The following is a 25,804-nucleotide window of genomic DNA, read 5'->3' as shown; positions in this document are numbered from 1 at the left end:
TGGCAGCCCGCGCCTGGTGCGCTCAAGAGGACGGCAACACGACATGGCAAAGATCCACCGGCAGCAACCCGCCACCCGAGCCTTCACCCCACTGATCCTGGCCGTCGCCCTGCAGGGCGTGCCCCTGGCCGGTGCCGGACTGGCCCTGCTGCCCCTGCCGGCCCTGGCCGCCGCGGAGGGGCGTGACTACCGGATTCCCGCGGGTCCGCTGAACGCGGTACTGGCCCGCTTCGCCGCCACGGCCGGGGTCCAGCTGGTGTTCGATCCGGCGCCGCTGGCCGGTCGCAGCAGCCCGGGACTGCAGGGCCGCTATACCCTCGACCAGGGCTTCGAGCGCCTGCTGCGCGGCAGCGGCTATCGCTGGAGCGAACGTGGCGCCGGCATCTATGCCCTGGAAGGTGGCAGTGCCGAGGCCGCCCTGGCCATGCCCGAAACCACCATCCAGGCCAGCGCCACGGGCGGGGGCGCGGATGTCGGCTACCGGCGCCCGGTCAGCACCAGCACCACGCGCCTGGGCCTGACCGAGCGGCAGACACCCCAGGCGATCACCACCCTGACCCGCGACCAGGTCGAGGATTTCCGCCTGCAGAGCATCAAGGAAGCCCTGCGTGCCGCCCCGTCGGTGACCGTCGAGCAAACCGAGACCGACCGCACCCAGTTCACCTCGCGCGGCTTCGACATCAACAGCTTCCAGTACGACGGCATGGGCATGCCCTTCGTCAGCACCACCCTGGTGGGCGACCAGGACCTGGCGGAATACGAGCAGGTGGACGTCCTGCACGGGGCCAATGGCCTGATGAGTGGCACCGGCAATCCCTCCGCGGCGGTCAACTTCGTGCGCAAGCGGCCCACCGCCGAGTTCCAGGCCAGGCTCGGCGCCAGCATCGGTTCCTGGGACAACCGCCGGGTGGATGCCGATGTCTCCGGCCCCCTGATCGAGACCGGCAAGGTACGCGGACGCTTCATCTACGCCCACGACAAGGGCAATTCCTGGCTGGATCGCTATGGCCATGAAAAGAACATCGCGGCCGGCCTGGTGGCCTTCGACCTCAGCGAGGCCGATACCCTGACCCTGGGTTTCTCCCAGCACAACAGCGACGCCAACGGCAGCTCCTGGGGCAACCTGCCGCTGGCCGATGTGGACGGCAATCCGTTGCACTACGGCCGGCGCAGTTCCAGCATCGGCCAGGACTGGACCTACTGGAATCTGGATACCCAGCGCGTCTTCGGCGAATTCACCCACGACTTCGGCAACGGCTGGCGGGGTACCCTCACGGCGACCGGCGTCACCGAGCGGCAGAACGCCGACATGTACTACATCTTCGGCGTCAACGGCGACGACGCCACCGCCTTTGGCGACCATTCCGCCAGCAAGGCGCACCAGCTGATCGGCGAGGCCAGGCTGTCCGGCCCCTTCCAGCTATTCGGCCGCGACCACGAACTCACCCTGGGCGCCAGCTACGGCCGGACCCACCAGAAGTTGCGGGAAAAGATCCTCGCCGAGGATGGCTACTACCCCACCACCCTCTCCGGCTCCCTGGCCGGGGTCCCCGAGCCGTCGCTGCAATACACCGACGATATCGGCCACACCCAGGACTTCACCGACCGCCAGAAAAGCCTGTTCGCCGGCGCCCGCTTCGAGCTGGTCGACGACCTGCACTGGATCGTCGGTGCGCGGATGCTCAGCGCCGATGCCAGCGGCCTGAGCTATGGCGCCGACTACTACACCCGTGCCCATGGCGAGGTCACCCCCTACACCGGCCTGGTCTACGACCTGAGTCCGCAATGGAGCCTCTATGCCAGCTGGACCAAGATCTTCAGCCCACAATACAGCTTCGGCCTGGATGGCCGGCTGCTCGATCCGCTGGAAGGCAAGAGTCTGGAAGCCGGGATCAAGGGTGGCCTGTTCGACGACCGCTTGAGCCTGACCGCCGCGGTGTTCAAGACCGAGCAGCGCAACGTGGCCTCGACCTCGGTGTTCGCCGGTTCGCGCTATCTCTACGACACCACTGACTACCAGAGCCATGGCCTGGAGCTGCAGGTCTCCGGCGAGGCGCTGCCCGGCCTGGACCTGCTAGCCGGCTACACCTATGTGCGCATCGACGACGCGGACGGCGAGCGGGCGCGCAAATTCGTGCCCAGCCACAGCTTGCGTGGCCTGGCGACCTATCGCCTGCCGGGCCTGCCCCAAGCCAAGGTCGGCGCGCGGCTGAGATGGCAGAGCGGTATCGAGAACGACAACAACAGCCGCATCCACCAGAACGCCTATGCCCTGGTGGATGTGCTGGGCAGCTACGATTTCGACGAACACTGGAGCACCCAGCTCAATCTCAACAACCTCACCGACCGCAAATACCTGCTGTCGCTCTACAACAACGCCACCAGCGGCAACTACGGCGCGCCGCGCAACGCGACGCTGTCGGTCAGCTACACCTTCTGAGCCCAGGCAGGCGGACGACGAGACCGCTGTCCCGTCGTCCGCCACCGCCCGGCGATCCTTTGCTCCCTGACGTGGTCCGAGTCTGCACGCTCCCAGTCAAGGTTTCCGCCCGTCATGCCCTCCTCCCCCCGTCCCGGTTTCGTCTCCGTCCGCGGTGCCCGCGAGCACAACCTGAAGAACGTCGACGTGGATATCCCCCGCGATGCCCTGGTGGTGTTCACCGGGGTGTCCGGCTCGGGCAAATCATCGCTGGCCTTCGGCACCCTCTATGCCGAGGCCCAGCGCCGCTACTTCGAATCGGTGGCGCCCTATGCGCGGCGGCTGATCGACCAGGTGGGGGTGCCCCAGGTGGAGGCCATCGAAGGCCTGCCGCCGGCGGTGGCCCTGCAACAGCAGCGCGGCCAGCCCAACAGTCGTTCGTCCATGGGCAGCGTGACCGGGCTTTCCAGCCTGGTGCGGATGCTCTATTCCCGCGCCGGTCGCTACCCCGCCGACCAGCCGATGCTCTATGCCGAAGATTTCTCGCCCAACACGCCCCAGGGCGCCTGTCCCGAGTGCCACGGCCTGGGCCGGGTCTACGAGGTCACGGAAGCCTCCATGGTGCCGGATGCGTCGCTGACCATCCGCCAGCGCGCCATCGCCGCCTGGCCTACCGCCTGGGGCGGGCAAAATCTGCGCGATATCCTGGTCACCCTCGGCTATGACGTCGACATCCCCTGGCGCGACCTGCCACAAAAGCAGCGCGACTGGATCCTTTTCACCGAGGAGCAGCCCACCGTCCCGGTCTATGCCGGCCTCACCCCCGAGCAGACCCGTGCCGCGCTCAAGCGCAAGGCCGAGCCCAGCTACCAGGGCACCTACACCGGGGCGCGGCGCCATGTGCTGCACACCTTCGCCAACTCTCAGAGCGCCAAGATGAAACAGCGCGCGGCGCGCTTCATGATCGGCCAGACCTGCCCGCTGTGCCACGGCAAGCGGCTGACCCGGGCGGCGCTCTCGGTGACCTTCGCCGGCCTGGACATCGGCGAATTGTCGCGGCTGCCGCTGGACGACCTCACCGTGCTGCTGCGCCGGGTCGCTGCCGGCGATTTCGACGAGGCGAAGGATGCCCGCGTGCTGGACGCCAAGGCCGGCAAGCAGGATCGCGCCCGGCGCAAGGCCGCCGGCGGCAGCGATCACGCCAGTGCCCCGGACGTGCGCCGTACCCCCGATCTTTCCCCGGAAAAGCGCCTGGCCGCCCAACGCATGGCCACCGAATTGCTGGAACGGCTGCAGACCCTCACCCGCCTGGGCCTTGGTTATCTGGCTTTGGAGCGCAGCACCACCACCCTCTCCTCCGGCGAATTGCAGCGCCTGCGCCTGGCGACGCAGCTGGTGTCCCAGCTGTTCGGGGTGGTCTATGTGCTGGACGAACCCTCCGCCGGTCTGCATCCGGCCGATGGCGAGTCGCTGCTGGAAGCCCTCGACGGCCTCAAGGCCCAGGGCAATTCGCTGTTCGTGGTGGAGCACGACCTGGCCACCATGAAGCGTGCCGACTGGCTGGTGGATGTCGGTCCCGCGGCCGGCGAAGGCGGTGGCCGGGTACTCTACAGCGGCCCGCCCGCCGGTCTGGCCGAGGTCGAGGAGTCGGTGACGGCGCGCTATCTGTTCGCCGCGCCGCAACGCGAGACCCGGCCGCCCCGTGAACCCCAGGGCTGGCTGCGGCTGGCCGGGGTCACCCGCAACAACCTGCAGGGCCTGGACGCCGCCTTTCCGCTGGGCTGCCTGACGGCGGTGACCGGGGTCTCCGGTTCGGGCAAGTCCAGCCTGGTCAGCCAGGCGCTGCTGGAACTGGTGGGCGCCGAACTGGGCCAGCGCGCCGCCGAAGATGGCGACGAGGCCCCGGAACTGGACGGCGATGCCCTGCCCGCCACCACCGGCCAGGTAGTCGGTGGCCTCGGCGGCATCCGCCGGCTGGTACCGGTGGACCAGAAGCCCATCGGCCGCACCCCACGCTCCAACCTGGCCACCTACACCGGCCTGTTCGACGGGGTGCGCAAGCTGTTCGCCGCCACCCCCGAGGCGCAGGAACGCGGCTTCGACGCCGGACGCTTCTCCTTCAACGTCGCCAAGGGCCGCTGCCCGACCTGCGAGGGCGAGGGCTTCGTCAGCGTCGAACTGCTGTTCATGCCCAGCGTCTATGCCGCCTGCCCCACCTGCCAGGGCGCGCGCTACAACCCCGAGACCCTGGAGGTGCGCTGGCAGGGCAAGACCATCGCCGAGGTCCTGGGCCTGACGGTGGACGAGGCCCTGGCCTTCTTCGCCGAGGAAGCCCCGGTGGCGCGAGCGCTGCGGGTGCTGGCCGACATCGGCCTGGGCTATCTGCGCCTGGGCCAGCCGGCCACCGAACTCTCCGGCGGCGAAGCCCAGCGCATCAAGCTGGCCACCGAGCTGCAGCGCACCAGTCGCGGTACCACTCTCTATGTGCTGGACGAACCCACCACCGGCCTGCATCCGGCCGACGTGGAGCGGTTGATGCGCCAGCTGCACGGCCTGGTCGACGAAGGCAATACCGTGGTGCTGGTGGAGCACAACCTGCAGGTGGTGGCCGGCAGCGACTGGCTGATCGACATCGGCCCCGGCGCCGGCACGGCGGGTGGGTGCATCGTCGCCAGTGGCACGCCCCGCGCGGTAGCGGACGATCCCGCCAGCCCCACGGCACCCTATCTGCGGCCCCTGTTCGACTAACCCGTAATTGGCGCCACGCTACGGCGGCAGGCGGCCAGCACCAGCAAGGTCAGTGCCGCCGCCAGGGCACCGAACTGGAAGGTGGCGGCGGAGCCGACGAAGTGCCAGAGCGCGCCGGCGATGGTGCTGGCCAGCAACAGGGCGATGCCACTGACCAGGTTGAACAGGCCAAAGGCGGTGCCGCGCAATTCGGCCGGGGCGGTCTTGGCGACCATAGCGGCGAGCAGGCCCTGGGTCATGCCCATGTGCAGGCCCCAGAGCAGGATGCCCAGGGCCAGCCCGATCCAGCCGCTGCTGAAGGCCAGCGCCAGGTCGGCCAGGATCAGCAGCACCAGGCCCCAGGCCAGCAGCGCGCAATGGCTGATCCGGTCGGACAGCGCCCCCAGCGGATAGGCCGACAGCGCGAACACCAGGTGCATGCCCACCATCACCAGCGGCACCAGCGCCAGGGGCACGCCCACCTGCTCGGCCTTGAGCACCAGGAAGGCCTCGCTGAAGCGCGCCAGGGTGAAGACACCACCAAGCAGCGTCACTTGCCAGAAGGCCGCCGGCAATTTGCACAGCTGGCTGCGGGTGAGCGGATTGGTGCGCGCCTGGACGATGGCCGCCTTGGGTTCCTCCAGGCCGAAATACAGCAAGGCGACGGCGATGAAGGCGGGGATCACCGCCACCCAGAACACCGCGCGGAAATCGTTGGCCCAGAGCAGCATCAGCCCCACCGCCAGCAGCGGGCCGAGAAAGGCGCCGAGGGTATCCAGCGACTGGCGCAGGCCATAGGCGGCACCGCGGATCTCCGGCGGCGTGACGTCGGCCACCAGGGCGTCGCGCGGTGCGCCGCGAATGCCCTTGCCGATGCGATCCATGAAGCGCGCGCCGAACACCAGGCCGGCACCGCTGGCCAGGGCGAACAGCGGCTTGCTCAGGGCGCCCAGGCCATAGCCCAGCACCGCCAGGCCCTTGCGCTTGCCCAGGTAGTCGCTGAGTACGCCGGAAAAGATTTTGGTGATGAGCGCGGTCGCCTCGGCCACCCCTTCGAGGATGCCGATATAGAGCACGCTCAGGCCCAGGCCGGTGGCCAGGAACAGCGGCAACAGGCTGTGGATCATCTCCGAGGAGATATCCATGAACAGGCTCACCCCACCCAGAATCCAGACCCCGCGGGGTATCCGTCGCCAGCTCGCCGTCATCGTCACGCCCCTGTCCTCCTCGATCCTGTCCATCCCTGCCTGGCAGCAGGCAAACCCGTCGAACCTAGCATGACGCTCACGGACGGCTCTACCGAAGAGACATCCCTGGTTACACTGGGCGCTGCTCCTTCCTTCGAGGCCACCCCATGAAAACCCTGCTGGTCATCGGCATCGGCGCCGGCGATCCCGACTACCTCACCCTCCAGGCCATCGCCGCCCTCAATCGCGCTAGTACCTTCTTTCTGTTCGACAAGGGCACGGAAAAGGACAGCCTGATCCACCTGCGCGAGACCATCTGCGCCCGGCACATCCGCCAGGCGGATTATCGTTTCGTCACCGCGCCCATCCCCGAGCGCCGCCGCGAAGGCGACTATCGCCAGGCGGTGGACGACCTCAATGCTGCCAAGCAGGCGTTGATGGAAGAGATGATCGAGCACGAGCTGGCGGACGACGAATGCGGCGCCTTCCTGGTCTGGGGCGATCCGGCGCTGTACGACAGCACCCTGCGCATCCTGGCGGCGATCCGGCGCGACGGCCGGCTGGACTTCGACTATGAGGTGATCCCCGGCATCTCCAGCGTCCAGGCCCTGGCCGCGCGCCATCGGGTGCCGCTCAATCGCATCGGCCAGGCCCTGGAGATCACCCCCGGCCGGCACCTGGAGCGCTTTCCCGCGCACCTGGACAGCCTGGTGGTGATGCTCGATTCCCACGAAGCCTATCGCCGCCTGGACGAGCCTGGCCTGCACATCTACTGGGGCGCCTACGTCGGCACGGCGGACGAGATCCTCATCGCCGGACCGCTGCAGGAGGTGGCTGAAGAGATCCACCGGGTGCGCAGTGCCGCACGCGAAGAACACGGCTGGATCATGGATACCTATCTGCTCTGTCGCGGGCCGGCAGACGCCTGAGGGCTGTCCAGCCGTCGATCCAGATGGATGGTCTGCCAGGGCAGGGTCGTCTCCCGCGCGACGACCTGGAAACCCTGGTCCAGCCAGAAGGCTTCGGCCCCGGGCAGGAAGGGGTGGGTGTGCAGATAGAGGCGGTCGACCGCCTCCTGCCGCGCCTGGGCCAGCAGCGCCCCGAACAGCCGTCGCGCCAGGCCCTGGCGACGCTGCTGCGGCGCCACATACAGCCGCACCACCTCCACCGTCCGCTCGCCAGGATAGGCCAGCTGCGGAAAGCGCCGGTCGTAGGGCCGGTAGGCGATGCTGCCGAGGGGCTCTCCAGCGGCACCCCGGGCGATCAGCAGGCAGCCGCGACCTGCCCCATAGTGGTCGGCGAAGCCCTGTAGATCCGGGGGCAGGGTCGTCGCCTCGATCCGGCTACCGAACAGCTCGCGATAGCTCGCCTGCAGGAAGCCCAGCGTCTCGTCATCCGCGGCGGTGATCCGTTCCAGGCTGATGGAAGGCGCTTGGCTCATGGCGGTGTTTGGTCTCTTCGGCAGAGGGCGGGGCGCGACATTTCGGCGCAGGGCCGCGCCGGCCGGGCTGTGCGCCGCTCGCGACGATGATACAGTCCCAGCCATGAAAACCGTCCGTTTCCCGCGCGCTTCGCTCGCCTGGATGCTGCTTGCCTGCATCCTGTTGAACGGACTCGTCTGCGCCCTGGGCCATGGTCAGATGCTGGCACGCCTCACCCTGCCGGTCCTGCCATCCCTCGGCCAGGTGCATGAGCACCATCACGGTCTGCACGCTCAGGCCGTCCAGGGTGATGACATGGCCGGCATGCACGCGGGCCTCCCGGGCGGCAGCGTGACGACCCTCTCGCCCACGGGTGATTGCGTCTTCGCCGCCACCCTGTTCCTCGCCACCCTGCTGGCCGTCGCCCTGCAATGGCTGCTGCGTCCCGGCGATCCCCATTGCCGACGCTACCAGAGCGCGCTGCCGCCCCCACCCCGCGCACGACGCTCCACGCTCCATCCCCAGGCGCCCTGACACCTCGGCGACGAAAGACGGCTGTCCTCTCTTTTCGTAATCCCGCGCGTGGCCCCTCGCTGGTCGCGCGTCGCTCCGTGGTGAACGCTATGACTTCGCACCCCTCCGCTCCAGCCGCCAAGGCGCCGGGGCCGCTGCTGCAACTGCTGGCGCGGCTGCATTTCCTCATCGGCCTGTTCGTCGGTCCCTTTCTGCTGATGGCCGCCGCCAGCGGGCTGCTCTATGCCCTCACGCCGCAACTGGAAGCGCGCCTCTATGCCGAGGCCCTGCACACCCCCAGCCGTGGCGAAGCCCTGCCACTGGCCGAGCAGGTGCGCGCCGCCCAGGCCATGGCCGGTCCTGCGCTGACCCTGGGCGCGGTACGTCCTTCCCCTGCGGCGGGCGACACTACCCGGGTGATGTTCAACGATCCGTCCCTGGGCGAATCGGCCCATCGCGCCCTCTTCGTCGATCCGGTCACCGGCGCCATCCGTGGCGACCTGACCGTCTATGGCACCAGCGGCATCCTGCCGCTGCGCACCGCCATCGATCAGTTCCACCGCAGCCTGCTGCTGGGCGAACCCGGTCGCCTCTACAGCGAGCTGGCCGCCTCCTGGCTGTGGGTCGCGGCCCTCGGCGGTCTCACGCTGTGGCTGGTGCGGCGCCGCCAGCGCCGCCCGGCCCGAGGGCTGCGCGGTCTGCATGCCAGCACCGGCGTCTGGCTGCTGGGCGGACTGCTGTTCCTCTCCGCCACCGGCCTGACCTGGTCGCGCTTCGCCGGCGACAACATCGGCGTGCTGCGCGCTCACTATGGCTGGTCCACGCCCAGCGTGAAGACCTCCCTGGGCAGCGCGCCGGCACCGGCCATGGCCCACGACGAGCACGCTGAGCACCACGGCCATGGCGCCATGCACATGACCATGGCACCGCCGCTGGATCCAGCCACCTTCGATCGGGTACTGGCCAGCGCCCGCGCCGCCGGCATCGACGCGGGCAAGCTGGAGATCCGTCCGGCCCGTAGCGCCGACAAGGCCTGGACGGTCAGCGAGATCGACCGCCGCTGGCCGACCCAGGTGGACGCCGTCGCCGTCGATCCGACCAGCCTCCAGGTGGTGGACCAGGTGCGCTTCGCCCAGTACTCGCTGCCGGCCAAGCTGACCCGCTGGGGGATCGATGCCCATATGGGCGTGCTGTTCGGTCTGGCCAACCAGCTGGTGCTGGTGGCCATCGCCCTCGGCCTGCTGGTCATGACCGTCTGGGGCTATCTGCTCTGGTGGCGCCGTCGTCCTACTCGCGATCCGGCGCAACCGGGTCTGGTCGCCCTCTGGCGGCAGCTGTCGCCCCTGCCGCGCCTGCTGGTCCCGGCGACGGCCGTGCTGCTCGGACTGTGCCTGCCGGTGCTCGGCGGCAGCCTGCTGCTGTTCCTGCTGCTGGACACCCTACTCGGCCTGCGCGGCTCGGCCCTGCGCACGGAAGCCGGTTCGGCCTGAGGTGGGGATGGGACATTTGTCGGGCTTCGCCCAACCTACGAGTGAAGGATGGGCGCGTAGGTTGGGTTGAGCGCCAGCGAAGCCCAACGGGGCTGGCACGACGTTGGTTGTCGGGCTTCGACGGTGGAGCTGTCTCAGCCCAACCTACGTAGTCGCCCCGTCGCCCCCGCCCTGACCGAGGCTGCGTCCTTGTCCACCCTATGGCGCACGCGGCCTCCCACTCGCACCCAACCACCCCCTCTCCCCCTGGGAGAGGGCTGGGGTGAGGGCCCGCCCAACACCAATCGTCACGCCAAAAATCGCTTTCGAGACCATCCATCGGCCCGCCTCGCTTCAGACTGGCGCACCCCGTCGACGGGATTATAGTTATCGCAATCCCCATCCTTCGAGGATCTGCCCATGCCCCGCCTGTTGCACGTGATAGGTTCGCCCCGCCAGGAGCGCTCCGCCTCGCTGGACGTCGCCACCGCCTTCATCCAGGCCTGGCAAGGCAAACATCCCGACGCCGAGGTGGATACCCTCGATGCCTGGCACTGCGACCTGCCGGAATTCGACGGCCCCATCCTCGACGCCAAGTACGCCGGCATCCAGGGTGAGCCCCTGAGCGCTGAGCAGGCGCACGCCTGGACGGTTGCCAAGGCACTGGCGCAGCGCTTCAAGGCCGCGGATGTGCTGGTGTTCGGCGTGCCCTGCTGGAATTTCGGCATCCCCTACAAGCTCAAGCAACTGTTCGACGTGGTCAGCCAGAAGGACCTGCTGTTCACCTTCGACGAGCGCGGCCTCAACGGCCTGCTCGGCGGCCGCCAGGCCCTGGTGATCGCCGCCCGCGGTGCGGCCCTGGATCGCCAGGAGCACCAGGAATCCTATCTGCGCACCTGGTGCGAGATGGTCGGCATCGACCGGATGCACACCGTGGTGGTGGAAAAGACCCTGTTCGGTGCCGAGGTCGACCAGGCTTCGCGCGACCAGGCCAAACAGGACGCCGTGGCGCTGGTGGCCAAGCTCTGATTTATCCAGCCGGCGCCTCGGTGTCGGCTATCTGCAGACTGACCAGGACGACCCGACAGACCCAGGCGGACAGAATCAGCTGCGGAGGTACTACCCGAACGCCAAGGCATTCTCCTAGTAAAGCTCTGACCTCCCAAATGTCTATACAAATAGCCAGAGTTGTTCTTACTATCTCGCTTTTGCAGGATCACGCTCGTTTCGCGAGCGATGCCCTTGCACCCCTTGCCGTCGAGGAGGCTGGTCAGATGCTTGAAGGATGTGCGGGCTTGTGGACCAAGACCTTGTGTCAGGGCCAGGCGATCCAGCAAGCCAGGCAGGTCAGCCCATGAATCTCGTCGAGCATCTGCCCGCCGCTGCGCATCGCCGCATGGCCTGGCGTAACGGCCTGGGCACCACCCTGGAGATAGCCCGCGACACGGATGGCACAAAGGCGGACTTCGGCTGGCGGGTCTCCATGGCGGACGTCTCCCAGTCAGGCGACTTCTCTCCCTTCCCCGGCATGACGCGAATCATCAGTGTGCTCGAAGGCGCCGGCATGCGGCTGAATGTCGACGGCCTATGCACCCCAGCGCTCGGCTGTTGGGAGACGTTCATCTTTTCCGGTGACTCCCAGGTCAGCTGCAAATTGCTCGATGGACCCATCCGCGATTTAAATCTGATCTATCGCCCGGATCGCTACCAGGGCGAGCTGAGCTGGCTAAGGCTCGACGGTACTCGGCAGCTAGGCGTGGTGGCGACCACCTTGCTGTTCTGCGACCAAGGGTCTTTGTGCATCCTGGGCGGCCATTCGCCAATCAGGCTGGAGCGGCATGATGCGGCGCGTGTTGCCCTTGCTTCCTCTGGTCAAACCCTGACCCTGCAGGGCCAGGCACACCTCGGCCTGATCCAGCTGCGACCGCTGGCAACACCCAAGACCGCAACCCGCGGCTGCGAAACCTGCCCGCCATAGCATCCGGCCGCCTGACTCGCAGCGGTAGAGTCCCTGCTTGGGGTCCCTGTTCAGCGATGCCGCGTCGTCGAGCTCAGCTTGTACCTGTCGCCCGGATGCAGCAGCCGCACGTAACTAATCAGGTGCTCGTTCGACCAGGTCCGGCGGATCATCGACAGGCAGGCCGCCCCCTCGGCGATCTCCAGCCAGTGCGCGGTCTGAGCGTTGGCCAGCACCGCCTCGACGATGTGCTCCACATCGCTGATCGGACAGCTGGCCACCAGCACCTCGTTGGGCGTCTGGCAGCTGAAGTCGCTGTCCAGGTAGTGCGGCACCCAGCGCGGATTGACATAGCGATCTTCGAGCTGGATGGGCACGCCATCCTCACGGTGCACCAGGATGCTGTGGAACACCTGGCTACCGATCCGCAGGCCAAGACGCAGAGCCACCTCGTCATCGGCGGCGATAGCTTCGCTGCGCAAGACATCGTTGGCGTACATATGCCCCCTTGCGCGCACCTCGGCGGCAATGTTCATCACCTCGTGTAGCGAGGATTCGGCACGGGAATCGGTGACAAAGGTTCCCAGCCCGGCTTGGCGCACCAGATAGCCTTGCTGCACCAGGTTGTTGATCGCCTTGTTGGCCGTCATCCGACTGACCGAGAAGTCCCGCGCCAGCTGCTCTTCGGGAGGAATCTGGTGATTGACTGGATAGTCCCCGTTGCGGATCCGCGTCAGCAGGAAATCTTCGATCATCTTGTAGCGCGGGGGCGTCTGGCTGGTCACCGGATCTCCATGGCGTTGGCAACGCAAAGAGTCGAATGATACGCCCCGCTCCGTCCCTTGCCATCCGTTGGCAGGGGACGGAAACCTCTCGACGTTACTCGACCGTCAACGCCGGCTGGCGATCAACGGAAGGCCGGACCCAGATGTAGTAGGCGAGGATCAGTAAGCCAAGCCACACCACGCCTACCCCCATGGCCGGACGACTGTCCGGGAACCAGCCCAGCACGCCGAACACGAACAGCATGAAGCCAATCGCTGCAGCAGGCGCCACGGGCCACAGAGGAACCGGAAACTTCAGCGCGGCCGTCTCGGCAGGCGTCATGCCGCGCCGCATGGCGACCTGGGACAGCAGGATCATCAACCAGACCCAGACCGTCGCGAAGGTCGCCAGGGAGGCGATAAGCAAGAAGACGTCTTCGGGGATCAGGTAGTTGAGGATCACGCCCAGCAGCAGGGCAAGCGCCATGACCACCGCGGTCAGCCAGGGCACGCCATTGCGCGACACCTTGGCGAACCCCGCCGGCGCCTGACCTTGCTTGGCCATGCCATAGAGCATGCGCCCCGCGCCGAAGACATTGCTGTTGATCGCCGAAATCGCCGCGGAGATCACCACGATGTTGAGCAGCACGGCGGCAAAGCCGATGCCGAGGTGATCGAATATCTGTACGAAGGGACTGCCCTTGGTACCGATCTCCGGCCAGGGAAAGATGGCCATCAGCACGAACAGCGTCAGCACATAGAACAGCAGGATCCGCACGGGCACGGCCCTGATCGCCTGGGGGATGACCCGCTGCGGATCCTTGGCCTCTCCCGCGGTGACGCCAATGATCTCGATGCCACCGAAGGCGAAGACCACCACCGCGAAACAGGCAATGAAGCCGCCGATGCCATTGGGCATGAAGCCCCCGTGCGCCCAGAGATTCTGGATGCCGGTGCCGCCTTCGCTCAGACCCATTCCATAGAGCATGATGCCCAGGCCACCCAGGATCATCGCCACGATGGCACCGACCTTGAGAGCGGACAGCCAGAATTCCAGCTCGCCAAAGACCTTGACCGAGCAGAGATTCAGAGCGCCGATGAAGAAGATGATCGACAACACCCAGATCCAGCGCGGTACATCGGGAAACCAGAAGCCCATGTAGATGCCGAAGGCGGTCACGTCGGCCAGGCAGACGATGACCATCTCGAAGTAGTAGGTCCAGCCGGTGAGAAAGCCCGCCAGCGGGCCCAGGTAGCTGGAGGCATACGCCCCGAAGGAACCAGAAACCGGATTGCGTACCGCCATCTCGCCCAGAGCGCGCATGACCATGTACACCGCCGCTCCGGCGATCAGATAGGCCAAGAGTACCGACGGGCCGGCCAGCTGGATCGCCGAGGCCGAACCGTAGAACAGGCCCGTGCCAATGGCCGAGCCAAGGGCGATGAAACGTATGTGCCGGGCATTCAAACCCCGCGTGAGGCCAACCAGGTTGGTCATGCTAGAGATCTCCGATTGTTGTTGTAGTACAGAGATGGCCGCCCGCAGAGAAGGCGGCCTTGCAGGCGGGCGATAGCCCTTAGAGACTGGGTAGCAGGCGCGCTATGATCAACTCGTTCAGGCAGCCGCTGGCCAGCAGCGCGCTGGCGGCCTCGATGTCGGGGGCGAAGAAGCGGTCTTCCTGGTAGTAGGGCACCTGTTCGCGCAACAGGCTGCGCGCCCTTTCCAGGCGTTCCGAACTCTTCAGGCCGTGACGGAAGTCCAGGCCCTGGCAGGCGCCCAGCCACTCGATGGCGAGGATGCCGCGCACGTTCTCGGCCATGGCCCACAGTCGCTTGCCGGCATTGGGCGCCATGGACACGTGGTCTTCCTGATTGGCCGAGGTGGGCAGGCTGTCGACGCTGGCCGGATGGGCCAGGGCCTTGTTGTCGCTGGCCAGGGCCGCGGCGGTGACCTGGGCGATCATGAAGCCGGAATTGACCCCGCCGTTCTCCACCAGGAAGGGCGGCAGCTGGGACATGTGCCGGTCCATCATCAGCGAGGTGCGCCGCTCCGACAGGGCACCGATCTCGGCCAGGGCCAGGGCCAGGTTGTCGGCGGCCATGGCCACCGGCTCGGCGTGGAAGTTGCCGCCGGAGATGACGTCGCCCTCTTCCGCGAACACCAGCGGATTGTCGGACACGGCATTGGCCTCCACCTCCAGCACCTCGGCGGCCTGGCGCAACTGAGTCAGGCAGGCGCCCATCACCTGAGGCTGGCAGCGCAGCGAATAGGGATCCTGGACCTTGTCGCAATTGGCGTGGGAGCGGGACACCTCGCTGCTGTCGGTGAGCAGCTCGCGATAGGCCGCGGCCACGTCGATCTGGCCACGCTGGCCCCGCGCGGTATGGATGCGCGCATCGAAGGGCGCCCGGGAACCGAGCATGGCCTCGACGCTCAAGCCGCCGCAGACCGTGGCCGCAGCGAACAGGTCTTCGCCTTCGAACAGCCCGCGCAGCGCATAGGCGGTGGACACCTGGGTGCCATTGAGCAGCGCCAGGCCCTCCTTGGCCGCCAGGGTCATGGGTTCGAGACCCGCGACCGCCAGCGCCTCGCGGGCCGGCAGCCACTGGCCCTGGTAGCGCGCCTTGCTCTCGCCGATCAGCACCAGCGACATGTGCGCCAGCGGCGCCAGGTCACCCGAGGCGCCCACCGAGCCCTTGAGCGGGATATGTGGATAGACCTCGGCATTGATCAAGGCGATCAGCGCCTCGATGACCTGGCGGCGAATGGCGGAGAAACCGCGGGCCAGACTGTTGACCTTGAGCAGCATGATCAGCCGCACCAGGTCGTCGTCCAGCGCCTCGCCCACACCGGCGGCATGGGACAGCACCAGGGAGCGCTGCAGCTTTTCCAGATCCGCCGGCGCGATCCGCGTCGAGGCCAGCAGGCCGAAGCCGGTGTTGATGCCATAGGCGGTCCGGCCTTCGGCGAGGATGCTTTCCACGCAGGCCACGCTGGCATCGATGGCGGCATGGGCCGCCGGATCCAGCTCGACGCGCAGCGGCTGCTGATAGGCCTGGCGCAGCCGGGCCAGGTCGAGGGTGCCGGGTTTCAGGATAAGGGTATTCATCGATCAGACTCCTTTGCCGATCATGGGCAGATTCAGGCCCTGCTCGCGGGCGCAGTCGATGGCGATGTCATAGCCGGCGTCGGCGTGGCGCATCACCCCGGTGGCCGGGTCGTTGTGCAGTACCCGGGCGATACGGGCGGCGGCGGCGTCGGTGCCGTCGCAGACGATGACCATCCCGGAATGCTGGGAAAAGCCCATCCCTACCCCACCGCCGTGGTGCAGCGAGACCCAGGTGGCGCCGCTGGCGGTGTTGAGCAGGGCGTTCAGCAGCGGCCAGTCGGAGACGGCGTCGGAGCCGTCCTGCATGGCCTCGGTCTCGCGGTTGGGGCTGGATACCGAGCCGCTGTCCAGGTGGTCACGCCCGATGACGATGGGCGCCTTGAGTTCGCCGCTGCGCACCATCTCGTTGAAGGCCAGGCCCAGCTTGGCGCGCAAGCCCAGGCCGACCCAGCAGATACGCGCCGGCAAGCCCTGGAAGGCGATGCGCTCGCGGGCCATGTCCAGCCAGCGGTGCAGGTGGGCGTCATCCGGGATCAGTTCCTTGACCTTGGCGTCGGTGCGATAGATGTCCTCGGCATCGCCCGACAGCGCGGCCCAGCGGAACGGACCGATGCCGCGGCAGAACAGCGGGCGGATATAGGCCGGCACGAAACCCGGGAAGGCGAAGGCATCGGCGACGCCGGCTTCCTGGGCCATCTGGCGGATGTTGTTGCCATAGTCGAAGGTCGGGACGCCCATCTTCTGGAAGTCGAGCATGGCCTGCACGTGGGCAGCCATGGACTGCTTGGCGGCCTTGACCACGCCCGCCGGATCGGTGGCTGCACGATCCTTGTATTCGGCCCAGGTCCAGCCGATCGGTAGATAACCATTGAGCGGGTCGTGGGCGCTGGTCTGGTCGGTGACCATATCCGGGCGCACACCACGGCGGACCAGTTCCGGCAGGATTTCGGCGGCATTGCCCAGCAGGGCGATGGAGATGGCCTTGCCGTCGCGGGTCTTGGCTTCTTCGGTGTAGCGGGCGATACGCGCCAGGGCGTCATCGAGGTCAGTGGCCTGCTCGTCGACATAGCGGCTGCGCAGGCGAAAGTCGATGCTGGTCTGTTGGCACTCGATGTTCAGCGAACAGGCGCCGGCCAGGGTCGCGGCCAGCGGCTGGGCACCGCCCATGCCGCCGAGACCGGCGGTGAGCACCCAGCGGCCACGCAGGTCACCCTGGTAATGCTGACGCCCGGCCTCGACAAAGGTCTCGTAGGTACCCTGGACGATGCCCTGGCTACCGATGTAGATCCAGCTGCCGGCGGTCATCTGGCCGTACATGGCCAGGCCCTTGGCATCCAGTTCGTTGAAGTGCTCCCAGCTGGCCCAGTGCGGTACCAGGTTGGAGTTGGCGATCAGCACCCGCGGGGCATCGGCGTGGGTCTTGAACACCCCGACCGGCTTGCCCGATTGCACCAGCAGGGTTTCGTCGTCACCCAGCGCCTTGAGGCTCTCGACGATCTTGTCGTAGCACTCCCAGTTGCGCGCCGCCCGGCCGATGCCGCCGTAGACCACCAGCTCCTGGGGGTTTTCCGCGACCTCGGGATCGAGATTGTTCATCAGCATGCGCAGCGGCGCCTCGGTCAGCCAGCTCTTGGCATTGAGCTGGGTGCCGCGGGGGGCGCGAATCTCACCTTCACGAAAACGGGTCATGGGATCTTCCTCTCTTGTTGTTCGCGGCAGGCCTTAAAGGTCCAGTGCCAGGGTATGGATCAGCCGCGCCGCGACCCGGGCCGTGCGGCCGTCCTGGTCGAGTGCGGGATTGAGTTCGGCCACGTCGGCCAGGCGCAACTTGCCGCTGGTCTTGAGCCGGCGGATTAGGGGCTCCAGCAAGGCGAGGCTCACGCCATGAGCGGCAGGTGCGCTGACCCCGGGCGCCTCGCCCGCCGGCAGCACATCAAGGTCGAAGGTCAGATAGAGGGCATCGCAGCCGGCGGCGAAGGCGTCCAGCTCGGCGCCGATGCGCTCCAGGCTGCTCTCGCGAATCTCGTGGTCTTCGCGGGTCAGCACGTCCAGCTCGGCGGCACGCCTGAGCAGCGTGCGGGTATTGGCCGCCAGGCTCAGACCCAGGCAGGCATAGCGAAAGGGCCAGTCGTGGTGGGCGCAGTGAGCGGCGATCTGGGCGAAGGGTGTACCGGAGGTGGGGCCCCGCGTCAGATCGCGCAGGTCCAGGTGGGCATCAAAATTGACGATGCCGATGCGTGGCTTGGGCAGCGTCTTGGCCAGGTGCAGCGCCAGGCCCGACCAGCTGGCCCAGGCGACCTCGTGGCCGCCGCCCAGCACCAGCGGCAGATGACCGCCGTCCAGCAGACCGCACACGGCCCCGGCCAGGCGCGTCTGAGCGCTTTCCAGATCACCATCGGCGCAGCGGACATCACCGGCGTCATAGGCTGGGCCCTGACGCTGCCAGGCCACGTTGGCCAGGGCCCGCCGCAGGGCGATGGGACCCTCGGCAGCGCCGGTGCGACCCTGATTGCGCCTTACCCCCTCGTCGCAGGCGAAACCCAGCAGCGCCATACCCGGCGTGCTGTCCGCCGCCAGCGGCTGGATGCGCTGGTGCCAGCGCAAGGCGTCGGCTTCCGGATCGATACGGCCGGTCCAGCACTCCAGGGTCTGGCGATCAGCGAACATGCTGCACCTCCCCGCCGAAGACGCGCTGACGCAGGCGGCCCGGACGCACCTCATAGGCCAGCTCCGCTGGCTGACCGACGTCCCACAGGCAGAGATCCGCCGGGGCGCCCACCTGGATACGTCCAAGTTCCGGACGCCCCAGGGCCTGGGCAGCATGGGCGGTGATGCCGGTCAGGGCCTCGCGGGGGGTCAGGCGAAACAGGGTGCAGCCCAGGTGCGCGATCAGGGTCGGCAGATAGAGCGGCGAGGTGCCCGGATTGACGTCACTGGCCAAGGCCATGGGCACCCCGTACCGACGGAGCAATTCCACCGGCGGATGCTGGGTTTCGCCCAGCATCAGGAAGGCACCGGGCAGGAGCACGGCGACAGTACCGGCGGCAGCCATGGCGCGCACGCCGGCTCCGTCGAGGTACTCCACATGATCCGTGGACAAGGCGCCCAGCCGCGCGGCCAAGACGCTGCCACCCAGGTTGGACAGCTGCTCGGCATGAGCCTTGATCGGCAGACCGTGCTCGCGCGCCGCCAGGAATACCCGCTCACACTGGGCCGGCGAAAAGGCGATGCCCTCGCAGAAGACGTCCACCGCATCGGCCAGGCCCTCGGCCACCGCGGCCGGAATCATCTCCCGACAGACCAGATCGACGTAGCCCTCGGCATCACCCTGGAATTCCGGCGGTACGGCATGGGCGCCCAGCAGCGTGGTGATCACCCGGACCGGCAGCGCCTCGCCCAGCTGGCGGGCGACCCGCAATAGCTTGAGTTCGTCGGCCACCGTCAGGCCATAGCCGGACTTGATCTCCACGGTGGTGACGCCCTCGTCGGCCAGGGCCTGCAGGCGCGGCAGGCTCAGGGCGAAGAGGTCCGCCTCGCTGGCTGCCCGGGTGGCCCTTACGGTGCCGAGGATGCCGCCACCGGCGCGGGCGATTTCCGCGTAGCTGGCGCCCTCCAACCGCTGCTCGAATTCTCCGGCACGCTGACCGGCATAGACCAGATGGGTATGGCAATCCACCAGGCCCGGCGTCATCACTCCACCCACTTCCGTCCGCTCGACCCCTGGGGCCAGCTCGGTACGAAACTCGGACTCCGGCCAGACACCGGCAATCTGGTCGTTCTTGATCCAGACCGCCATGGGCTTGGGCAGGGTCTGCAGGCCATCGAACAGGGTGACGTGGCGCCACAGGCGGGAAGTGAAGGCGGAGGACATAGGGATCCCTCTTGTTAATGTATATACATTTAACCAGGAGGGAGACGACTGTCAAGCGCTTAAAATGGCCGCGATCCTATTCCAGACGCATTGCAAAGGCCTGAAACAGGTGTTATCGGTAATGATCCAAATCCAGTCACCCCTCCTGTATATACAATAAGTGTGCAGCGCTCTAAAAAAGTCTTTCCAGATCAAGACGCTAGGCAGCTGGGCCCATGAGACCCGACAGCATCAAGGTTTGTCTGGAGTAGGCGACGCCGCTTCACACCTTCCGTCATGGCCGGGGATAGCCCGGCGACTTCGCGATCGGCCTGGCGTCTGCCACACAGACCTACAGCGGCGTCACCGTCACCTCCACCAGCGGATCGTGGTGGCCGCCACCGAGGATCACCCCGCGCAGTGGCGAGACATCGGTGAAGTCGCGGCCCCAGGCCAGGGTGATGTGTTCCAGGTCCGGCAGGACGTCGTTGGTGGGATCGAAGTCGACCCAGCCCTGCAGCGGGCAATGCACGCTGATCCAGGCATGGGAGGCGTCGGCGCCGATCAGCCGGGGCTTACCGGGTGGCGGACGGGTCAGCAGATAGCCGCTGACATAGCGCGCCACCAGCCCCAGGGCGCGCAGGCAGGCCAGCATCAGGTGGGCGAAGTCCTGGCAGACTCCATGGCGGTGCTCCAGCACCTCGCGCAGCGGCGTCGCCACCTGGGTGGCGGTGGCGTCGAAGCGGAATTCGCGGTGGATCTTTTCCATCAGCGCCCGACAGCCCAGCAGCAGCGGCCGACCCGGTGGAAAACAGTCCTCGGCGAAGCGAGCGAAGATGCCGTCCAGGGGCACCGCCGGCGATTCGAAGCGGAAGTGGTGGACGTCCAACGAGACCCGGGCGGCGGGATAGCGCAGACCGTCGCGCACCTCTTCCCAGGGGGGCGAATCCGCCAGCCTGAGCCCGGCGCGGGAGTCCACCTCCACCTCCAGCTCGGTGCCGACATAGAGTTCGTCGTGGGGGCGCTCGAAGGACAGCCGCGTCAGCGGATTGCCAAAGGCGTCCCAAGCGTCCTGGCGCTGGGTCGGTTGCGGCAGGATCGCCAGTTGCCGGGACAGGCAACGCTGCCAGGCGCAGTCGCGCGGCAGCAGGTGCAGCAACTGCTGGGAAAGCGACACCGGCGCCTCGTAGCGATAGTGGGTGTCGTGCTGGATGCGATAGCGGATCTGGTTCATCACATGGACACCGTGCGCTGACTGACGGCATCGACATGGGCGAAGCAGCGATAGATGACCCGCTCGGACAGCTGGCTGCTGGCCTCGGCGATCTGTCGCAGCAGGCGCGCCAGGCCCTGCTGCACCTCGATCCGGCCGGCGTCGCCGAACAGGGTGTTCTCCAGAGTCGCGAGGTCGAAGCGGCGCAGCCGGTCGTAGGCATCGTGCAACGCCGGGTCGCGTGGCAGGCCGTAGTAGCGTTCCAAGTGCTCCACGGCGTTGATCAGCGCATGCAGCTGGAAGCGGATCGAATAGGGGTTGTGCTCGTGCAGCATCAGCAGGTCCAGCACCGGGATCAGCTGGGGCGCCGCCTGGTAGCGGGAGCGATAGGTGATGATGCTGTTGCCCAGCTCCAGCAGCCATTCCAGGCCCGCCGCGTCCCAGGTGGCGCCCCCTTCGAGAAAGTGCGCCAGGCTGCCGGCGAGGAATTGTACCCGCTCGATGCGCCGGCCGATCATCAGAAAGCGCCAGCTCTCGTCGTGGGTCATGTCGTCGAAGGTGAAGCCGGCCACCGCCGCCAGCGCCATCACCAGGCGGTTGAGACTCTGCAACGCTTCGCCCGGCTCGCTGCCCACCTGGCCCAGGCCATGGGCCTCGCGCTCCACCTCGCGGATGGCGCGCCAGTTCTCCGGCGACAGCCGTCCGCGGACCTGGGCCGCGGCCCAGTGCAGCCGTTGCAAATTGGCGCCCAGGCCGCTGGGAAAGTCCCCCGGCCCCAGGGCGGCGTGCAACTGCTCGGCCAGCCGGCCACCCGCCGGCAGCAACTCCAGGGCCGTGGCCAGATCGATGGCCGACTGCACCGCCGGCCCGCCGTCGTCGGCGTCCAGGTAGCGACTCAGGACGATCCGTAGAAGGCGCGCGGCATCCTCGCAACGTTCGCTGTAGCGACCGTACCAGAACAGGTTTTCGGCGGTGCGCGAGGGCAGAAAGGGATCCTTGCGCACCAGATCGCGCACCCCCAGCACCCGCGCCCCGGGCACCTCGGCGGCGGCACGGCTGCCACCCAGCACCCAGGTGTCCTTGCTCGACCCGCCGCGCTGCATGGACACCACCGCGGCGCCCTCGTGGGCGACCCGGGTCAGGCCGCCGGGCATCACCCAGTAGCCGTCTTCGCTGGCCACCGCATAGACGCGCATGCCGATGGCCCGCGACTGCAGGCTACCGCCCTGCCAGACCGGCGCCTGGGACAGCTGGATACGCTCCTGGGCGACATAGGCATGGGGCGTGGCCAGGATGCGCGCGCGCAATTCGGCCAGTCCCTCGGTATCCAGCGCCTTGCCGAACACCGGCTCGAAGCCCTGGGCCGGATAGGCCGGCTTGATCACCAGCTCCGCCAGGCGTGCCAGGGCCGCTTCCCGTACCGGCGTCTCGCCGCACCACCAGGTCGCCACGGAGGGCAGCGCCAAGGTCTCGCCGAGCAGGGCCTGGCAGACGCCGGGCAGGAAGCCCAGCAAGCCGGGCGACTCCAGCAGCCCGCTACCCAGGGCATTGGCCATGATGACGTTGCCCTGGCGTACCGCTTCCAGCAGACCGGGCACGCCCAGCGCCGAATCGGTGCGCAGCTCCAGCGGATCGCAGAAGTCGTCGTCCAGCCGGCGGAAGACCGCATGAACCCGTCTCAGCCCGCTCAGGGTCTTGAGATAGAGGCAGGCATCGCGCACCGTGAGGTCCTGGCCTTCCACCAGCGGAAAGCCCAGTTGGCGGGCCTGGTAGAGGTGCTCGAAGTAGGTCTCGTTGTAACGCCCCGGCGTCAGCAGCACCGCCAGCGGCGCCTCCTCGCCGATGTCCAGCCCGGCGCTCAGGGTGCGCTGCAGGGTCTGGAAATAGCCATTGAGCGGCTGGACCTGCAGGTCGCGGTGCAGGTCGGGAAAGGCCCGCGCCACGATGTGGCGGTTCTCCAGGGCATAGCCGGCGCCGGAGGGCGCCTGGGTGCGATCGGCCAGCACCCACCAGCGGCCATCGGGCGCGCGGGCCAGATCCACCGCATAGACGTGCAGCCAGGTATCGCCCGGCGGGCGCAACCCCTGGCAGGCCCAGAGAAAGTTGTTGTGGCCGAACACCAGCTCCGGCGGCAGCAGCCGCTCGTGCAACAGGCGCTGCTCGCCATAGAGATCGCCCAGGACCCGGTTCAGCAGGCGCGCCCGCTGCGCCACGCCGGCGGCCAAGGGCGCCCACTCCTCCGCCGAGATCAGCTGCGGCAGCAGGTCCAGCGCCCAGGGCCGGTCGCTGCCCTTGGGATCGGCGTAGACGTTGTAGGTGACGCCGTTTTCCTGGATCTGCCGGGCGATCAATGCCTGGCGCTGGTCGAGCTGCGCCGGTCGCAGCCCGGCCAGATGGCCGTAGAAGCGGCGCCAGGGCGGCCGCACGCCACCCCGCGGACTCCAGAGTTCGTGGTAGCTGCCGGTCATGTCGCTGGCATTGCGGGAAGCGTTCGGGGGCATGGTCGGAGGACGGCTGACAGGCTACGAAAGCGGGTTCGAAAAGGTCGAGTCGGCAGGCACGGCAAGGCAGGCGTGCCGGTCTCGCCGGTAACCTAGGGTAGTGGTGTCGCTCGGGATGCGCCACCGCAAACACGGGCCGCCGCGGCCAGCGGGGCGCAGTCCGGTCCGGGGACCTATCCTAGAGCGCTCGCCGGCGGTGCCAGGCGACGAACAACCCGGAACTCCAGGGTCGGGCCGCTCTACTAATCCGCTAGCAAGACGCCAGCGCCCCGCCGGCGTCCGACGCGGCCGCTCTCGCCAGGTATCAGCCCCATGCGCAATTTTCTCGGAAGCTACAGTTCGAATCGTCAGCAACGCAATGCCCTGCGCGCCCTGCCCGTCCAGCGCAAGGTCGCCAACTGCACCTGCGGCCAGGCCATCTTCTTTCCCAACAGCGAATGCCTGGCCTGCGGCAATTCCCTGGGCTACGCCCCGGACCAGGGCACGCCAACGGCGCTGCAGCCCGCCGAAGGCGGCCTCTGGCAATTGCCCGAGGCCAGCAGCGGCCTCTATCGTCGCTGCGCCAACCTGGATACCCCGGCCGCCTGCAACTGGCTGGTGCCGGCCGAATCGGGCGAAAACTTCTGCGTGGCCTGCCAGCTCAACCACACCATTCCGGATCTGTCCTTCGAGGGCAACGGCGAGCGCTGGCGCAAGCTGGAGCTGGCCAAGCGGCAACTGGTCGCCCAGTTGTTGGGCCTGGGCCTGCAGGTGATCCCCCAGAGCCAGGATGCCGAGCGCGGACTCGCCTTCGACTTTCTCGCCCCCGATGCCACCGGTACCCCCACCACCGGGCACGCCAATGGCCTCATCACCCTGAACATCCTCGAAGCGGACGATGCCCACCGGGAAAAGGTCCGCGCCGACATGCACGAACCCTATCGCACCCTGCTCGGCCATTTCCGCCATGAAGTGGGTCACTACTACTTCGATCGTCTGGTCGCCGGCACCGCTTGGGAGGAGCCCTTCCGTGCCCTGTTCGGCGACGAGCGCGCCGACTATGGCGAGGCCCTCCAGCGCCACTACGAGCAGGGCGCGCCGGCTGGCTGGGAAAGCCAGTACGTCAGCGCCTACGCCACCATGCACCCCTGGGAAGACTGGGCGGAGACCTGGGCGCACTACCTGCACATGATGGACACCCTGGCCACCGCCGCCAGCCTGGGCATGAACGCCGGCAGCCTGCAGCTGGACTTCCAGCCCTTCACCCGCGAGGCGCTGTACGAGGCCGAGGACCGCAGCGATGACGAATTCCTTGGCTTCGCTAATGCCTGGATCGAACTGGCGGCCATGCTCAACGAACTGTCCCGCAGCATGGGCCAGCCGGACTTCTATCCCTTCGCCCTGCCCGCGCCGGTGATCGCCAAGCTGCACTTCATCCACAAGGTCATCCACTCGGCCCAGCCCAGCGTGCTGGAACAGGGTCTGGCCGCGGACGACACCACGGCGGGTGCCACCCTGGGCGCTACCCTCTGATCGGGGTCCTGCTCAACCGAGCAGGACGATGCCCCAGACCGCGGCGATGATGAACATGGCCACGAACTGCGCAGCGCTGCCCAGATCCTTGGCGTTCTTCGACAGTTCGTGCCAGTCCAAGGAAATGCGGTCCACCACGGCCTCGATGGCGGCGTTGAACAGCTCCACCACCAGCGACAGCAGGCAGACCGCCACCAGCAGTGCCCGTTCGCCGCGACTCACCTCCAACCAGAACGCCAGCGGTACCAGCACCAGATTGAGCATCACCAGCGAACGAAAGGCCGCTTCCTGGCGAAAGGCCGTGCGCAGCCCGGCCAGGGAATAGCCGGTGGCGTTGATGACCCGGCGCAAGCCGGTCTTGCCTTTGTAGGGAGAGATCACCGAAAAGCTCCATCCAGCAGGGGCGAACCGCCGATCCGGGTGGACGGCAGCTGCAAGAAAGTGAAAGTCGACGGTCGCGCCCGGTTCGGGCGCCGAGAGCGCCTGAGTCAGCTGGAGGTGCTCTCCAGCTGTTGCAGCAGCAGGGCCGCCTGGGTGCGGGTGCGGACGCCGAGCTTGCGGAAGATGGCCGTGGCATGGGCCTTGACCGTAGCCTCGGAGACATTGAGCTCGAAGGCGATCTGCTTGTTGAGCAGCCCTTCGCAGAGCATGGTCAGCACCCGGAACTGCTGGGGGGTGAGACTGGCGAGTCCGGCACTGGCGGCCTTGGCTTCCTCGCTCAGGGCGGCGGCACCTTCCACCTGCGGCGGCCACCAGGTATCACCGTCCAGTACCTGACTGACCGCCTGCTGCAGGGTACTCAGATCGCTGGACTTGGGAATGAAGCCACTGGCGCCGAATTCCCGGGCGCGTTGCACCACCGCCGGTTCTTCCTGGGCCGAGATCATCACCACGGGCACCTGGGGATACTGGCCCCGCAGGAGGACCAGTCCGGAAAAGCCATAGGCCCCGGGCATGTTGAGGTCGAGCAGGACCAGATCCCAGTCGGTGCGTTCGGCCAGGCAGGCCTGGAGCTCGGCGATGTCGGCCACCTCGGTGAGCCGTGCCTGGGCGCCCAGGCCGAGGGTCAGGGCCTGCTGCAGGGCGCTGCGAAACAGCGGATGATCGTCGGCGATCAGTATCTGGTAGGCAGCCGCCATGGTGTAGCTTTCCTTGTTGTCG

Annotated in this window: 20 protein-coding genes; 8 read left to right on the top strand and 12 right to left on the bottom strand. The window is 67.5% G+C overall.

Going from position 1 to position 25,804, the window contains the following annotated elements; translation table 11 throughout:
* Window positions 1-43 precede the first annotated feature (43 nt).
* Both V6W80_RS06515 and V6W80_RS06510 read left to right on the top strand, forming a co-directional pair.
* Window positions 44-2,440: a TonB-dependent siderophore receptor gene (locus tag V6W80_RS06515; protein ID WP_338546273.1), complete on the top strand. Its 2,397-nt coding sequence runs from the start codon at window positions 44-46 to the stop codon at window positions 2,438-2,440.
* 114 nt (window positions 2,441-2,554) lie between these two features.
* Window positions 2,555-5,167 (top strand): excinuclease ABC subunit UvrA, encoded by a 2,613-nt coding sequence (locus V6W80_RS06510; RefSeq protein ID WP_338546271.1) that lies wholly within the window; start codon window positions 2,555-2,557, stop codon window positions 5,165-5,167.
* Here V6W80_RS06510 and V6W80_RS06505 read toward each other — a convergent pair.
* The gene (locus tag V6W80_RS06505) at window positions 5,164-6,387 is read right to left on the bottom strand and encodes an MFS transporter (protein ID WP_430707785.1); all 1,224 of its coding nucleotides are present in this window, start codon (window positions 6,385-6,387) and stop codon (window positions 5,164-5,166) included. The two genes, V6W80_RS06510 and V6W80_RS06505, sit on opposite strands and share 4 nt — an antisense overlap.
* Before the next feature lie 113 nt (window positions 6,388-6,500).
* On the opposite strand from V6W80_RS06505, the gene cobF reads away from it, so the two are divergent.
* Window positions 6,501-7,262 carry a precorrin-6A synthase (deacetylating) gene (gene cobF / locus V6W80_RS06500; RefSeq protein ID WP_338546269.1) on the top strand — a complete coding sequence of 254 codons (762 nt, stop codon included), beginning with the start codon at window positions 6,501-6,503 and terminating at the stop codon, window positions 7,260-7,262.
* Here the strand turns inward: cobF and V6W80_RS06495 are convergent.
* Window positions 7,229-7,774 (bottom strand): GNAT family N-acetyltransferase, encoded by a 546-nt coding sequence (locus V6W80_RS06495; RefSeq protein WP_338546268.1) that lies wholly within the window; start codon window positions 7,772-7,774, stop codon window positions 7,229-7,231. The genes cobF and V6W80_RS06495 overlap by 34 nt on opposite strands.
* A 103-nt stretch (window positions 7,775-7,877) precedes the next feature.
* Between V6W80_RS06495 and V6W80_RS06490 the strand changes: the two genes are divergently transcribed.
* The 4 genes from V6W80_RS06490 to V6W80_RS06475 all read left to right on the top strand — a co-directional run bounded on the left by V6W80_RS06490 (window position 7,878) and on the right by V6W80_RS06475 (window position 11,714).
* Window positions 7,878-8,288 carry a hypothetical protein gene (locus V6W80_RS06490; protein WP_338546266.1) on the top strand — a complete coding sequence of 137 codons (411 nt, stop codon included), beginning with the start codon at window positions 7,878-7,880 and terminating at the stop codon, window positions 8,286-8,288.
* Between the two features lie 89 nt (window positions 8,289-8,377).
* The gene (locus V6W80_RS06485) at window positions 8,378-9,757 is read left to right on the top strand and encodes a PepSY-associated TM helix domain-containing protein (protein ID WP_338546264.1); all 1,380 of its coding nucleotides are present in this window, start codon (window positions 8,378-8,380) and stop codon (window positions 9,755-9,757) included.
* A 399-nt stretch (window positions 9,758-10,156) separates the two neighbouring features.
* Complete coding sequence (locus V6W80_RS06480) at window positions 10,157-10,765, top strand: FMN-dependent NADH-azoreductase (protein WP_173150535.1); 609 nt, start codon at window positions 10,157-10,159, stop codon at window positions 10,763-10,765.
* Between the two features lie 325 nt (window positions 10,766-11,090).
* Entirely contained in the window at window positions 11,091-11,714 is a 624-nt protein-coding gene (locus tag V6W80_RS06475; RefSeq protein WP_338546262.1) for a HutD/Ves family protein, read from the top strand.
* A gap of 50 nt (window positions 11,715-11,764) precedes the next feature.
* Here the strand turns inward: V6W80_RS06475 and hutC are convergent, their stop codons facing one another.
* From hutC to V6W80_RS06435, 8 genes are all read right to left on the bottom strand, one after another.
* Window positions 11,765-12,478 carry a histidine utilization repressor gene (gene hutC, locus V6W80_RS06470; protein WP_338546261.1) on the bottom strand — a complete coding sequence of 238 codons (714 nt, stop codon included), beginning with the start codon at window positions 12,476-12,478 and terminating at the stop codon, window positions 11,765-11,767.
* A 94-nt stretch (window positions 12,479-12,572) separates the two neighbouring features.
* Entirely contained in the window at window positions 12,573-13,955 is a 1,383-nt protein-coding gene (locus V6W80_RS06465) for an amino acid permease (RefSeq protein ID WP_173150531.1), read from the bottom strand.
* 79 nt (window positions 13,956-14,034) lie between these two features.
* Window positions 14,035-15,567 (bottom strand): histidine ammonia-lyase, encoded by a 1,533-nt coding sequence (gene hutH, locus V6W80_RS06460; protein WP_338546259.1) that lies wholly within the window; start codon window positions 15,565-15,567, stop codon window positions 14,035-14,037.
* A gap of 3 nt (window positions 15,568-15,570) precedes the next feature.
* Window positions 15,571-17,256: a urocanate hydratase gene (hutU, locus tag V6W80_RS06455; RefSeq protein WP_338546258.1), complete on the bottom strand. Its 1,686-nt coding sequence runs from the start codon at window positions 17,254-17,256 to the stop codon at window positions 15,571-15,573.
* A 33-nt stretch (window positions 17,257-17,289) separates the two neighbouring features.
* Window positions 17,290-18,234 carry a formimidoylglutamase gene (gene hutG, locus V6W80_RS06450; protein WP_338546257.1) on the bottom strand — a complete coding sequence of 315 codons (945 nt, stop codon included), beginning with the start codon at window positions 18,232-18,234 and terminating at the stop codon, window positions 17,290-17,292.
* Window positions 18,224-19,438, bottom strand: coding sequence for an imidazolonepropionase (hutI, locus tag V6W80_RS06445; RefSeq protein WP_338546255.1), 1,215 nt, complete (start codon window positions 19,436-19,438; stop codon window positions 18,224-18,226). The genes hutG and hutI overlap by 11 nt, the downstream gene beginning before the upstream one ends.
* Window positions 19,439-19,769: 331 nt before the next feature.
* Complete coding sequence (locus tag V6W80_RS06440; protein ID WP_338546254.1) at window positions 19,770-20,651, bottom strand: transglutaminase family protein; 882 nt, start codon at window positions 20,649-20,651, stop codon at window positions 19,770-19,772.
* Window positions 20,651-23,131, bottom strand: coding sequence for a circularly permuted type 2 ATP-grasp protein (locus tag V6W80_RS06435; RefSeq protein ID WP_338546253.1), 2,481 nt, complete (start codon window positions 23,129-23,131; stop codon window positions 20,651-20,653). Before V6W80_RS06435 ends, V6W80_RS06440 begins: the two co-directional genes overlap by 1 nt.
* Window positions 23,132-23,443: 312 nt before the next feature.
* Here V6W80_RS06435 and V6W80_RS06430 point away from each other — a divergent pair, with 312 nt between their 5' ends.
* A complete protein-coding gene (locus tag V6W80_RS06430; protein ID WP_338546252.1) occupies window positions 23,444-24,643 on the top strand; it encodes a zinc-binding metallopeptidase family protein in 1,200 nt (399 codons plus the stop codon).
* 12 nt (window positions 24,644-24,655) lie between these two features.
* Here the strand turns inward: V6W80_RS06430 and V6W80_RS06425 are convergent, their stop codons facing one another.
* Complete coding sequence (locus V6W80_RS06425; RefSeq protein ID WP_338546251.1) at window positions 24,656-25,024, bottom strand: diacylglycerol kinase; 369 nt, start codon at window positions 25,022-25,024, stop codon at window positions 24,656-24,658.
* A gap of 107 nt (window positions 25,025-25,131) precedes the next feature.
* Window positions 25,132-25,782, bottom strand: a complete 651-nt coding sequence (erdR, locus tag V6W80_RS06420) for a response regulator transcription factor ErdR (RefSeq protein ID WP_017639013.1) — start codon at window positions 25,780-25,782, stop codon at window positions 25,132-25,134.
* Window positions 25,783-25,804 lie beyond the last annotated feature (22 nt).

Source organism: Pseudomonas benzopyrenica, from assembly GCF_036884265.1.
GTDB classification, from domain to species: Bacteria; Pseudomonadota; Gammaproteobacteria; order Pseudomonadales; family Pseudomonadaceae; genus Chryseomonas; species Chryseomonas benzopyrenica.
This window is presented reverse-complemented; position numbering and strand designations above follow the sequence as displayed.